Here is a 12,787-nt window from a genome sequence, read left to right as displayed (position 1 = left end):
AGGCCTCGGCGGACTGGGCGTTTCTGGAGCTGGGCGACGAAGTTGGCCAGCTTGAGATTCTGGAAGCGGGCGAGCCGCTCGCCGAAGGTGCCGAGATCGGGGATGACGAGGGCGGCCTGGGCGCCACGGGGCAGGAAGCGGGCGGGGTTGGTCGTCTTCACCCCTTGGGCGCCCTGCTTGTCGCCGCAACGGGAACAGCCGGCGAACACGAGCAGCACGAGCAGAAGCCAGGGCGAGGCGCGGCGGAGCATAGGAACCGGAGTGCAGACGGCCCCGGGCCCGGAGTCAAATTCTTCGTGCGGAAGCATGAGCCCGGCCGTCCGGGGGGTGACCTTGCCCTACCTGGAAGCCTGCTGGGAGAGTGGGTGAGCAACCCGCTGCCCGTCGAGTCCAGGAAGGCGGCGAACCCCCACAGAGAGGCGAGCACCACCATGTTCGATTCCGTCACGCGCAGGGCCGGCCTGCTGGCAGCGACGTTGCTGCTGGTCATGGGCACGGCGGCCGAGGCCACCACCGTCCGGGTCCACTACGACGTCGGCTACGGCAACCGCATCACCCTCCGAGGCAGCAAGGCGCCCCTGTCGTGGACCACCGGCACCAACGCCACGTGGACCACGGGCAACGTCTGGACGCTCTCCTGGGCCAACACCGTGGGCGACGTGGAGCTCAAGCCCCTCGTCAACGACGCGACGTGGTCCACCGGCGCCAACTACCGCATCAAGGCCGGCGCCACGGTGGACATCTACCCGTTCTTCGGTCCGGCCTCGGGCCGGTTGGTGTCCGTCCCCAACTTCTACTCGCCGCAGTTCGGCAACTCACGGGTGCTCACCATCTACCTGCCCCCGAGCTACTCGGTGAACCCGCTCAAGCGCTACCCGGTGCTGTACGCGCATGACGGGCAGAACCTCTTCAGTGCCTCCAGGGCCACCTACGGCGTCGAGTGGCGGATGGACGAGACGGCCAACTCGCTCATCGGCAGCGGCGCGATGGACGAAGTCATCATCGTGGGCATGGACCACGGCGGCAACAACCGCATCTACGAGTACACGCCCTGCTGCGATTCCCAGTACGGCGGCGGGGGCGCGGACAAGTACGAGCGGTTCATCCTCGACACGGTGAAGCCGTACATCGACCAGAACTACCGGACGCTGACGGCGAAGGCGAACACGGCGCTGATCGGCTCATCCCTGGGCGGGCTGGTGTCGTTCTACATCGGGCGGCGCAACCCGGCCGTCTTCGGAAAGCTCGCGGCGCTGTCGAGCTCCTTCTGGTGGAACAACCAGGCGCTGACGCGGCAGGTGGAGACGGCCACCACGAAGGTGGCGGTGAAGTTCTACATCGACGCGGGGACGAGCAGCGACGGACTGACCGAGACGACGCGCATGCGGGACGCGCTGGTGGCGGACGGGTACGTGCAGGGCAACGACCTGTACTACTACGTGGCCCAGGGCGCGGGGCACAACGAGTCCTCCTGGGCCGCGCGGCTCAACATCCCGCTGACGTACCTCTTCCCCTGGCAGAGCACGGTGTACTGAGGGTTGCGCATGCCCCCTCTCCCTCTGGGAGAGGGGATATCCCACGGACTCTCTCACCGCACCCGCGTCCCGTGCGGCAGCGGGCCCGAGGTCTCCTCCGAGAACTCGAGGAAGCGCTCCATGTCGCGCACCGTCTCGTCCGTCGCGTGCGCCTCCGCGCTCAGCGCGTCGAGCTGCCGGTTGACGCTCTCCGGGTCGCGGATGGCGATGGACTGCTCGTGCGTCAGCCGCATCAGGTCCTCGATGCTCGCGAGCTGGTGGCTCACCATCTCGCGGCTCTCCCCCGCCTGCTCGAAGCGCGCCAGCCGCTTCTTGAGGATCTCCAGCCGCTTCTCCTTCACGTCCTTGAGGCGCGGGTTCGTCTCCTGCGCCAGCTCCGACTCCAGCGCGCGCACGTCCTTCTCCAGCGACTGCCGCTCCGAGGAGTTGAGGTACGTGCGGTACTGGTTCAGCGTGGAGATCAGCCGCAGGAACGAGGTGAGCAACGCATCCAGCCGCTGCTCGCTGCTGGCCGCCAGCACCCGCCCACCGGGCAGCTTCGCGTAGTTGGCGAGGATCTTCTCCTTCAGCCCCACCAGCACCTGGTAGTGCTCACGCTGCGAGGCGGCCAGGTCCGACAGCAACGAGTCCACCTGCTGCCGCGCGGCCTCGTCGTCCTGCGCCCCCGGGGTCCCCGCGCGCACCGCCCGCTGGAAGCGCTTCGAGAAGGGCACCACCCCGAGGTACAGCGCCTCCACCCCGAGCGCGACCATCGCCGGCAACGGCTCTCCGGTGAGCGCCGCGGAGGCGCCCGCGGTCATCAGCCCCACCAGGTTGGCGGGCAACAGGAAGGCAGCCTTGAGGAAGTTGGGAGTGCGGGCCACGGAAGTCCTCGCCAGGGAGGCGCCTCGCGGACAGAGGGCTCAGGGCCCTCGCGCCTCCGACACGTATTTCAGCGCGCCGAGGTCGCGAGTGTCCTCGGCCGGCGGGGTCACCGCCGTGCGCCTGATCTTCTGGTAGAGCGCCGAGGCGCTCTGGAAGAGCTCGTCATAGGTGACGGGCGCCTCGCCGGAAAGCCCGAAGAAGGCCCGATTGTCCGCCAGCGTCGCCGGAGGAGCGCTGCGGATGGCCTCGGTGGGGTCTCCCAGGTACGGCGCCACCTCGCCCAACAGCCGCGCCGCGGGCCCCGGCTCCTTCTGCACGCTGGCCCCCGCATCCAACAGCCCGCGGATGACGCGGCGGACCGCGTCCGGGTAGCGCGCGGCGTAGTCCCCCCGGGCCACCAGCACCGTGGCCACCAGGTGCGGCGCATCCGCCGTGGTGGCCAGCACCGCGCCGCCCCGGTCCCGCGCCGCCAGCTCCACGTCACCCCACAGCCCCGCCACCGCGTCCGCCCGGCCCTCGCGCAGCGCCCGGCCCGCGTCCAGCGTGGAGGGCAGCTCCACCCACGACACGTCCGTCATGCGCAGGCCCGCGCGCGACAGCACCCACAGCGAGAAGTAGTACGAGGCCCCCGAGGGATACACCCCCAGCCGCTTGCCGCGCAGCGAGGCCAGGTCCGGCACGCCCACCGCCGCCAGCGCCTCCTGCCCGCGGCTGCGCCCCACCAACATCACCGTTCGCGGCGCCGCGTCCCGGAGCGACGGCAGCCACGCCGCCAGCCGGTCCACCGAGATGGCCGCCATGTCCACCCCGCCGTGCTCCGCGCCCACCGCCAGCGCCTTCCGCAGCTCCTCGTCGGTGGCGAAGACGACGGCCCGCGCGTCCATGGCGTAGGCCGTCTTCAGCAGGCCCTGCGCCGCGCCCGCCGGAGCCACGGGGTTGTCCAGCGAGGAAGCCCCACCGGTGGCCAGCAGCAGCGCCGCCGCCGAGCCTCGCGCGGTGAAGCCGATGAGCGTGGGCCTCAGGGGCACCGAGGCCAGGTCCGCCACCGGTGCCGCCACTCCCGCGGGGAAATCTCCCGGCGACAGGCGCACGGCCTGCTTCGCCGCCGGGAAGAAGCGCGCCTGGAGGCGATCCAGGTACCCGAGCCGTGAGGCCAGCAGGTACCCCGCCCCCAGCACACACAAGGCCAGGAACGGGTAGAGGCCGGGTCCGCGTCGCAACGCCATCAGCTCGGCCTCCTCCGTCCCACGGGACTACTTGATCTCTACCTTCTTGCCGATCGTCTTCTCGGCGGCGCCGCCGACGTCGGACACCGGAGCGGGGCTCTCCATGCCCATCTCCATCTTCATCTGCTTGACGAGGTCCATCGCCTGGATGCGCTCGGCGTCCTCTTCGATCTGCACGGCCTGGTGGTCCACCGACTCGAGCGCCATCTGCATGCGCGCCTCGTTGACGGCGGCCTTCTCGTTGACCTTGCGCACCATCTCGTCGTGCGTGGCGTCGATGCCGGCCACCTGGAAGGTCTCCATGGCGTCGGCCACCTTGGACTGCCACTGCGCGCGCCGCGCGTCGCGGATGGCGTTCATCGCCTCCTGCGTCTTGCGGTCCTTCTCGCGCATGAAGGCCTTCTTCAGGTTCATCGACTTCTCGTACGCCACCTTGGCCGTCTCGAGCTGCTGCTCGTTCCGCTCCAGCGCCGCCTTCTCCGTCTGCAGCTTGGTGGCGTACTGCGCCGCCAGGTCGTCACGCCCCGCCTGGATGGCCGCCTTCACCTTCGCCGTCAGGTCGCGGATGTCCTGCTTGTACTTGACGTTCTCCTTCTCCAGGAGCGTCAGGTTCGCCCGCACCATGGCGATCGACTCGTTCATCTTCGGGACCTGATCGTTCAGGTCACGGATGTTCTGCTCGAGGATCAGCTCCGGGTCCTCGATGGAGGAGACGAAGAAGCCGAAGAAACTGCGCATTGCCCTTGTGAACCGGTTCCACATGGCGGGGGTCTACCTCCTGCGAATCGAGTCTTGTGGGGACCTTACACCATCCCACCGTATTCCACGTATGACGAATGCCTCGGGCCTACGCTCGGGGAACGGAGCCCATTGCCGGACGAAAGCCCCGAATCCCCGCCCCTTCGCTCGGGGTGCGAGCGAGCCCTACCTGGGACGGACTCGGAGCCTCAGCGGACCCGAGCGGCGATGCGCGCGGAGTGCTGGCGGGCGCTCGAGGCCACGGAGGCCGCGTCCAGGGTCAGGAGGGCCCTGTCCTTGAGGACGGGTTTGCCGTCGATGAGCACGTGCACCACGTCGGTGGAGCGGGCGGCGTAGACGAGCGGGGAGAGCACGTCCCGGGGGTCCGCCGGGGTGGAGTGGAGGCCGGAGAGGTCCACCACGGTGACGTCCGCGCGCTTGCCCTCCTCCAGGGAGCCCAGCTCCGCCTCCATGCCAATGGCCCGGGCCCCGCCGAGCGTGGCCATCTCCAGCACGCGCTCGGGAGGCATGCCCCGGGGGCCCACCCGCGGCTTGTGCAGCAGCGCCGCCAGCCGCATCTCCATGAACATGTCCAGGTTGTTGTTGCAGGGCGCGCCGTCCGCGCCGAGGCACAGGGACACGCCCGCGTCCAACATCTCCGGCACCGGGGCGAAGCCCGAGGCCAGCTTGAGGTTGGAGCTGGGGCAGTGGCACACCACCGTGCGCGTGTCGCGCAGCAGCCGCTGCTCCTCCTCGGTCACCCACACGCAGTGGGCCAGCGTCACGTGCGGGCCGGTGAGGCCCAGCTCGTGGAACCAGGCCACGTTGTCCCGGCCGGTGAGCTCGCGCACCACCTGGATTTCCGAGCGGTTCTCGCTCGCGTGGGTGTGGATGCGCACGCCCTTCTCCCGGGCCAGGCGCCCCACCTCGCGCATCAACCTCTCCGTGCAGGAGAGGACGAAGCGCGGCGCGAAGGCGTAGCGCAGCCGGCCCCCGTGGGTGCCGTGCCAGCGCTCCAGCAGCGCGAGACTCTCGGCCAGCGAGGCCTCGGTGGACTCGTGCAGCCCGCCCGGCACGTCGGGCGCGTCCATCATCGCCTTGCCGCCGGTGAGCCGGAAGCCGCAGTCCCGGGCGGACTCGAAGACGGCGTCGTAGTGGCGCACCGAGCCCATGTCGAGCGCCGCCGTGGCCCCCGAGCGGATGAGCTCCGCGAAGGTCAGGTCCGCCGAGACGCGCATGGAGTCCGCGTCGTGCGCGGCCTCGAAGGGCCAGATGCGCTCGCGCAGCCAGTCCAGCAGCTCCAGGCCGTCGGCCCGGTTGCGGAACAGCGTCTGACAGGCGTGCAGGTGGCCATGGATGAAGCCGGGCAGCACCACCTTGCCGGTGACGTCCAGCACGCGCAGGCCGCCGCCCCGCGTCCGGAGGTTGCGCCCCACCCGGGCGATGCGCCCATCCTGGATGAGGACATCTGCCTCCGCGAGCACCTCGCGCTCGCGGTTCATGGTCACGACGGTGCCGTTGGTGAGAAGCAGATCCACGCCCGGCACTCTAGAGGAAATCGCTGGTGAAGGCGTGGGGGAGCAGTTCCCCCAGCGAGTAGCGCGCCTCATCCCCCTTGAGGTTGCGGCTGCGCACGGGCATCTCCTTCGGGGCGAACTCCAGCATCACCTGCCGGCACATGCCACACGGCGGGCACGGGGTGGGCGTGTCCACCACGATGGCCACCGCCACCGGCTTGCTCCGGCCCTGGGCCACTCCGGCCGCCAGCGCACCGCGCTCGGCACACACGGAGAGTCCGTAGGAGGAATTCTCCACGTTGCAGCCCGTCACCACCGAGCCGTCCGCGTAGAGCACCGCCGCGCCCACCGGAAACTTCGAATACGGCGCATGGGCGCGCTCGCGCACCTTCATGGCCGCCTCGAAGAGCTGCTCCCAGGGAATCTCCGCGCTCATGAGCCACCGCCTTCCTTGGACTCCGCCAGTTCGAGGTCGTCGAGGTAACGGGCGATGAGCATCTCCGTCTCCACCGGCAGGTCCAGGAAGCGCACGTGCGCCGACGAGCCGCGCGAGCCGTGCCCCACGTGGAGCACCTCCCCGCGCACCTGGAGTTCCTCGGCGGAGCCGGGCAGCGTGAACCGGGCCTCCACCTTCTGGCCCACCGACAGGGCCGCGCCGAACCACGCGAAGCCCCCGAGCGAGATGTTGCCCTCGCGGGAGTCGAAGGCCAGCGACGTGTTCTCCCGCCTCACGCGGATGCGCATGGGCACCCGGGGGGATTCACGCCGTTCATCTCCTGGCCTCTGGCTACCGTCCTTGGACTGCTCGCTCATGCCTTGCTCGCTCCCGCGCGGGCCACCGTGGCTCCATCATACCCACCCCCACGCCCTCCGCACGGACTCACGTGGGCGGGTGTGGAATGGGAGACCCCCGACACTTCGCGTCACACGGTTACTCCAGCCGCTCGATGACCAACGGCCGGGGCGCGGGGGCCTGGGGCCCGTAGTGGTACGCCCTGGTGAGCCGCGCCTTGACCTCCTCCAGCGGCGCCGGGTCGTTGTAGTGCACCCGCACCACCGGCTCCCCCGCCTTCACGGGCTCGCCCTCCTTGCGCAGCAGGGTGAAGCCCACGGCGGGGTCGATGATGCTGTCCACCCGCTGGCGCCCGGCACCCAGCGCCACCGCCGCCAGGCCCACCGCCTCCGTGTCGATGACGGTGATGAAGCCGTCCTGGGGCGCCACCACGTCCACCGTGGCGCGGGCCCGGGGCAGCAGCGTGTAGTCGTCGATGGCGCGCGGATCTCCGCCCTGCGCCTGGACGATCTCCTTCAGCTTGCGCACCGCGCTCCCGTCCGCGATGACCTTCTGCAGCATCGCGCGCGCCTCGGCGATGGAGGCCGCCTTGCCGCCCAGCACCAGCATCTCGGCGGTGAGGGCCAGCGTCACCTCGGTGTAGTCCGCCGGAGCCCGGCCGCGCAGCATCTCCACGGCCTCGATGATCTCCAGCGCGTTGCCCACCGCGCTGCCCAGCGGCTGGTTCATGTCCGTGAGCAGCGCCGTCACCTTGCGGCCCATCTCCGCGCCGATGCCAATCATCGTCCGGGCCAGGGTGCGCGCGTCCTCCACCTTCTTCATGAAGGCGCCGCTGCCCACCTTCACGTCCAGCACCAGGGCGTCGATGCCCTCCGCCAGCTTCTTGCTCATGATGGAGCTGGCGATGAGCGGGATGCAGTCCACCGTGGCCGTCACGTCCCGCAGCGCGTAGAGCTTCTTGTCCGCGGGGGCGATCGCCTCCGTCTGGCTGATGAGGCAGCAGCCCACCTCGCGCACCAGCCGGCGGTACTCGGGCACCGGCACGTCCATCTTGAAGCCGGGAATGGACAGCAGCTTGTCCACCGTCCCGCCGGTGTGCCCCAGGCCCCGGCCCGAAATCATCGGCACCGGGACGCCACAGGCCGCCGCCAGGGGCGCCAGACTCACCGACACCTTGTCCCCCACCCCTCCCGTGGAGTGCTTGTCCACCTTCACGCCGGGTGTGTCCGACAGGTCCACCACCTCGCCGGACTCGAGCATGGCCCGCGCCCAGGCGCCCAGCTCCACCGAGTCCAGCCCCCGGAAGAAGACCGCCATGCACAGGGCGGACATCTGGTAGTCCGGCACCGTTCCCGCCGTATATGCCTCGATGAATGCCCGGATGTCCTCGGGCGACAGCCGTTTTCCATCCCGCTTGGCCTTGATGAGCTCGTAGGGTCTCACGGGAACAGGCCATAGCAGGAAGCCGGGCGGGCATGCACCGGGAGAAAGGCCCGCCGTCACCCATCGTCCATCTGATAAAGGTGGACTGTCTTGATCTCCCTCCGGAACATCCACAAGCGCTTCGGCGCCGTGACCGCCCTGGACGACGTGTCGCTGGACATCGGCACCGGGGAGGTGATCGCCCTGGTGGGCGAGAACGGCGCCGGCAAGTCCACCCTGATGAACGTCCTCTACGGGCTCTACCAGGCCGACTCCGGCGAGGTGCGCGTCGGCGGCCAGCCGGTGCGCCTGCGCAGCCCCCGGGACGCCATCGCCAAGGGCATCGGCATGGTGCACCAGCACTTCATGCTCGTCCCCGCCCTCACGGTGGCGGAGAACGTGGTGCTCGGCCGCGAGCCCTCGCGCTTTGGCCGGATGGACCTGGACCGGGCCTGCCAGGAGGTGGCCGCCACCTGCGAGCGCTTCGGCTTCAAGCTGGATCCGCGCGCCCGGGTGGACACCCTCTCGGTGGGCTCGCAGCAGAAGGTCGAAATCGTGAAGGCGCTGCACCGGGGCGCCCAGGTGCTCATCCTCGACGAGCCCACCGCGGTGCTCACCCCGCAGGAGGCGGATGACCTCTTCCGGGTGGCGCGCGGGCTGGCGGCCGGCGGGCGCACCGTCGTCTTCATCAGCCACAAGCTGCGCGAGGTGCTCAGCGTGGCCGAGCGGGTGGCCGTCATGCGGCGAGGCAAGCTGGTCGCCGAGGTGCGCGCCGCCAACACCACTCCCCAGGAGCTGGCCGCGCTGATGGTGGGAGAGGCGCGCATGCCGCACGCCGAGGCCCAGGCGTACCACCCCCCCGGGGGCGAGAAGCTGCTGGAGGTCCGGGAAGCTCCGGGCCCGGGGCGCGGACGGGAGGCCCGCGCTGCAAGGGGTCTCCCTGGAGGTGCACGCGGGGGAGATCGTCGGCATCGCCGGGGTGGACGGCAACGGCCAGCGCGAGCTCGCCGAGGTGCTCACGGGGCTGCGGGCGCTGGACGGAGGCGGAGGCACCCTGTTGGGCAAGCCGCTCACGGGGCTGACGCCCGCCGAGGCCCGGCACCGGGGCGTGGGACACGTGCCCGAGGACCGGCTGTGGCGCGCGGTGGTGAAGGCCATGACGGTGGAGGAGAACGTGGCCCTGGGGCGGCAGGGGCAGGCGCCCTTCGCCCGGGGGCTCCAGGTGGACTTCGCGGGCCGGCGCGAGCGCACCCAGGCACTGCTGAAGGCCTATGACGTGCGGCCGCCGGATCCCGAGGTGCCGCTGCAGGCGCTCTCCGGCGGCAACCAGCAGAAGGTGGTGGTGGCGCGCGAGCTGGACGCGGCGCCGAAGCTGCTCGTGGTGGTACAGCCCACGCGCGGCCTGGACATCGGCGCGGTGGCGCAGGTGCAGGCGAAGCTGCGCGAGGCGCGCGACAAGGGAGCGGGCGTGTTGCTCGTCTCGTTGGACCTGGAGGAAGTCCTGGCCCTGGCCGATCGCATCTACGTCTTCTTCGAGGGGCGCATCACCGGCACCTTCACCCGGCCGGAGTTCGACGAGCGGGAAGCTCGGCCGCCGGATGCTCGGCACCCGCGGGGAGGTGGCCCATGGGTGAGCGGCTGCGCGCGGTACTGCCCTCCGTCCTCTCCGTGCTCCTGGCCCTGGCCGTGTGCTGGGTGTTCATCGCCCTCACGCGCGACGCCGGGACGGCCACCGGGGCCTACCTCCAGATGCTCCGGGGTGGCCTGGGCGACTGGCCCAGGTACTTCGAGGACGGGCGCGTCACCGTGCTCTCCCGGCCCCTCGGCGAGGCCGCCATCAAGGCCGCCCTGCTGCTGCTCACCGGGCTCTCGGTGACGGTGGCCTTCAAGGTGGGCCTCTTCAACATCGGCGCCCAGGGGCAGATGCTGGTGGGCGCGCTCGCGGCGGCCGTGGTGGGTGCGCAGCTCCAACTGCCCGCCGTGCTGCACGTCCCGGCGGCGGTGCTCGCGGCCTGCGTGGCGGGAGGCTTCTGGGCGCTCATCGCCGCGGTCCTCAAGCTCACCCGGGGCGTCCACGAGGTCATCTCCACCATCATGCTCAACTGGGTGGCGGTGAGCCTGGTGGACAACTGGCTGTCGGTGGGGCCCCTCCGGGCCGGTGCCGGCACCAACCTCTCCACCACGGGCACCGCGGAGATCGCCGCCAGCGCGCAGTTGCCCCGGCTGCTCGGGGAGATGTCCCGCATGCACCTCGGCTTCCCCATGGCGCTGGCGGTGGCGCTGGCCATCTGGGTGTGGCTCTCGCGGCTGCGCTCGGGCTTCGAGACGCGCGCGGTGGGCCTGGGCTCCGAGGCGGCCCGGGCCGCGGGCATTCCGGTGGCGCGGCGCACCGCCCAGGCCATGGGACTGGCCGGAGCGCTCGCGGGCATGGCCGGTGCGGTGCTCGTGCTGGGCACCGAGTACAGGTACCCGGGCGGGCTGGGCGCTCCCTACGGCTTCGACGGCATCGCCATCTCGCTCATCGGCGGCAACCACCCGCTGGGCGTGGCGCTGTCCGCCCTCTTCTTCGGAGCGCTGCGCGCGGGCGGCACGCGCATGCAGCTCCTGGGCGTGCACAAGAGCTACCCCGAGCTCATCCAGGGCCTCGCCCTGCTCTTCGTGGCGGGGCGGCTGGTGTGGCTCTCGCTGCTGCGCCCGCGGCGGGTGACCCCCGTGGCGCCCACCCAGCAGCCGGCACCGGGCAGCCCGGAGGTGCCCCGTGCTTGAAATCGTGGAAGCCCTCCTGTCCTCCACGCTGGAGTACTTCCCCGCGCTCCTCTTCGCCGCGCTGGGCGCCACGCTCTGCGAGCGCTCCGGCGTGGTGAACGTGGGCATCGAGGGGATGATGCGCGCGGGCGCCTTCTGCGCGGCCGTGGCGGCCATCAGCATGCCCACCCCCCTGGGCGTGCTCATGGGCATGCTCGCCGGCGGCGGCATGGCCGCCATCCACGGCTACCTGTGCATCCGCTGGCGCTCGGACCAGGTGGTGTCCGGCATGGCCATCAACCTCGTGGCGCTCGCCGGAGGCACCTACCTCCTCGAGTCCCTCTACGGGCCCAACGGCACGCCCCCCATCGAGCAGCTCACCCGCTGGCACCTGCCCGGCCTGTCCCAGGTGCCCCTGCTGCGCGCCTTCTCCGGGCACTCGGCCCTCACGTGGATCGCCCTGACGCTGCCCTTCGCCTTCCATTGGCTGTTCTACCGCACGCCCCTGGGCCTGCGGCTGCGGGCCGTGGGCGAGAAGCCCCATGCCGTGGCCACCCTCGGCCTGTCCGTGACGGGGCTGCGCTGGCTCGCCGTGCTGGGCAGCGGAATGCTCGCGGGGCTGGGCGGGGCCGCCCTCTCCACCGCCGTGTTGGATCGCTTCGAGCAGCACACCCCGGCCGGCCTCGGCTTCATGGCCCTGGCCGCCATGGTGTTCGGCCGCTGGACGCCCCTGGGCGCCTTCCTCGCCGCCCTCTTCTTCGCCGCCGGCAACGCGCTGCGCATCGGCCTGGCCTCCAGCGCCCCCGGCCTCCTGGAAGTGGTGCCCCAGGGCTTCCTCCTCGCCCTGCCCTACCTCCTGACGCTCGCGCTGCTCGCCTTCCAGGGCCAGCGCACCCACGCCCCCGCCGCCCTCGGCACCCCCTACGAGCAGGAGTCGCGCTGACCCGGTGGGCCTCCCCGGCCCCCCCCCTCGCGAGGTGCCCCCCCAGCCCCCCTCCGTCCCCTGCCCGGCAGCGGGCCGTGGGGGCGGCTTCGTCGGGACATGGGTCATAGGGAACCCGGGTCATTACTGACCGGGAATCACTTCTGACCCACGTGCTCTTATGTATGCCCCAGGAGGCATGAGTAGGTCTTCATCCGCGAAACTAAGCAAAGCTCTGAAACTCAAGGAAGAAAGGATAGACTGTTTCGGAGCGTACACTCATGAACGGAGCGGCGAGCAAACGGCACGCGCATCGCATGGAATGGGTGGCACGCGAGCAAGCCGCACGTCAGTGAAGAAGTGGGCGCGGGACGAGCGGGTTGTCTGGGGATGGTGGAGGGAGGAGGGAGGGCGGCGTCCGGAACGCAGTGAGGGGGGAGCCGGCGTGAAATCAGACACACCACGGAAGGCACGAGGTAACGCGATGAGCGCGGTGGCGATGGCTTGTTGGCCGAGGCAGATGATGGTGACGAGCGGCGAGAGCCGCGGCCACCTGACCGCCGTGGGCGCGCTGGACGGCACCGACGTGCAGAACCTGGATTTGTGCGCACTGGCGCGGCACGCGCTGGCCCTGCTCCACGCGACGGGCCACGTGGAGAGCAGCGAGGTGCGGCTGGAGCTGCCGGACGAGCCGGTGTTCGCGCGGGTGAGCCGGCGGCGGATGGAGCAGGTGATGCTGCACCTCCTCACGGACGCGGTGCTGGCCCACCGGAGCGCGGACCTGCCGGCGCGCACCGTGCGCTTCGTGGTGGAGCCGCAGGACGACTTCGGGGACCAAGGCCCCCGCTTCCAGGTGCGCTACGCGGCGCGCGAGAGCACTCCGCAGACGGGCCTGGCGGCGGCGCGCGAGCTGGTGGAGACGCTGGGCGGGCAGCTCGCGGTGAAGAGCCACGGGCTGACGGGCACCACCGTCTCCGTCTCCGTGGAGCTGGAGGACCAGGGCACCGCGAGCTGGTAGTGCTCGC

The 12,787-nt window shown here is 70.9% G+C and carries 11 protein-coding genes and 1 pseudogene; 5 read left to right on the top strand and 7 right to left on the bottom strand.

Annotated features, from left to right (window positions below):
* Positions 1 to 431 precede the first annotated feature (431 nt).
* Positions 432 to 1,535: an alpha/beta hydrolase gene (locus ACN28I_RS41545; protein WP_420947417.1), complete on the top strand. Its 1,104-nt coding sequence runs from the start codon at positions 432 to 434 to the stop codon at positions 1,533 to 1,535.
* Positions 1,536 to 1,588: 53 nt separating this feature from the next.
* Here the strand turns inward: ACN28I_RS41545 and ACN28I_RS41540 are convergent, their stop codons facing one another.
* The 7 genes from ACN28I_RS41540 to ACN28I_RS41510 all read right to left on the bottom strand — a co-directional run bounded on the left by ACN28I_RS41540 (position 1,589) and on the right by ACN28I_RS41510 (position 8,116).
* Positions 1,589 to 2,398, bottom strand: a complete 810-nt coding sequence (locus ACN28I_RS41540) for a hypothetical protein (protein ID WP_420947416.1) — start codon at positions 2,396 to 2,398, stop codon at positions 1,589 to 1,591.
* Between the two features lie 39 nt (positions 2,399 to 2,437).
* The gene (locus ACN28I_RS41535; protein WP_420947415.1) at positions 2,438 to 3,625 is read right to left on the bottom strand and encodes an ABC transporter substrate-binding protein; all 1,188 of its coding nucleotides are present in this window, start codon (positions 3,623 to 3,625) and stop codon (positions 2,438 to 2,440) included.
* 27 nt (positions 3,626 to 3,652) lie between these two features.
* Complete coding sequence (locus ACN28I_RS41530) at positions 3,653 to 4,387, bottom strand: PspA/IM30 family protein (protein ID WP_420947414.1); 735 nt, start codon at positions 4,385 to 4,387, stop codon at positions 3,653 to 3,655.
* Between the two features lie 185 nt (positions 4,388 to 4,572).
* Positions 4,573 to 5,901 carry a 5'-deoxyadenosine deaminase gene (locus ACN28I_RS41525; RefSeq protein ID WP_420947413.1) on the bottom strand — a complete coding sequence of 443 codons (1,329 nt, stop codon included), beginning with the start codon at positions 5,899 to 5,901 and terminating at the stop codon, positions 4,573 to 4,575.
* Between the two features lie 10 nt (positions 5,902 to 5,911).
* Positions 5,912 to 6,316, bottom strand: coding sequence for a cytidine deaminase (locus ACN28I_RS41520; RefSeq protein WP_420947412.1), 405 nt, complete (start codon positions 6,314 to 6,316; stop codon positions 5,912 to 5,914).
* A complete protein-coding gene (locus tag ACN28I_RS41515) occupies positions 6,313 to 6,693 on the bottom strand; it encodes a PilZ domain-containing protein (RefSeq protein WP_420947411.1) in 381 nt (126 codons plus the stop codon). Before ACN28I_RS41515 ends, ACN28I_RS41520 begins: the two co-directional genes overlap by 4 nt.
* Before the next feature lie 118 nt (positions 6,694 to 6,811).
* Entirely contained in the window at positions 6,812 to 8,116 is a 1,305-nt protein-coding gene (locus ACN28I_RS41510; RefSeq protein ID WP_420947410.1) for a thymidine phosphorylase, read from the bottom strand.
* A gap of 147 nt (positions 8,117 to 8,263) precedes the next feature.
* Here ACN28I_RS41510 and ACN28I_RS41505 point away from each other — a divergent pair.
* The 4 genes and pseudogenes from ACN28I_RS41505 (at position 8,264) to ACN28I_RS41490 (ending at position 12,780) form a co-directional block, all read left to right on the top strand.
* Positions 8,264 to 9,729: pseudogene (locus ACN28I_RS41505) on the top strand (ABC transporter ATP-binding protein).
* The gene (locus tag ACN28I_RS41500) at positions 9,722 to 10,861 is read left to right on the top strand and encodes an ABC transporter permease (RefSeq protein WP_420947409.1); all 1,140 of its coding nucleotides are present in this window, start codon (positions 9,722 to 9,724) and stop codon (positions 10,859 to 10,861) included. Before ACN28I_RS41505 ends, ACN28I_RS41500 begins: the two are co-directional and overlap by 8 nt.
* Positions 10,854 to 11,783, top strand: a complete 930-nt coding sequence (locus ACN28I_RS41495; protein WP_420947408.1) for an ABC transporter permease — start codon at positions 10,854 to 10,856, stop codon at positions 11,781 to 11,783. Before ACN28I_RS41500 ends, ACN28I_RS41495 begins: the two co-directional genes overlap by 8 nt.
* A 463-nt stretch (positions 11,784 to 12,246) precedes the next feature.
* On the top strand, positions 12,247 to 12,780 hold the full coding sequence (locus ACN28I_RS41490; RefSeq protein WP_420947407.1) for a sensor histidine kinase: 534 nt from the start codon (positions 12,247 to 12,249) through the stop codon (positions 12,778 to 12,780).
* The last annotated feature ends 7 nt before the right edge of the window (positions 12,781 to 12,787 follow it).

The sequence above is a fragment of the Archangium gephyra genome (assembly GCF_049060025.1).
Classification (GTDB): Bacteria; Myxococcota; Myxococcia; order Myxococcales; family Myxococcaceae; genus Archangium; species Archangium gephyra_A.
This window is presented reverse-complemented; position numbering and strand designations above follow the sequence as displayed.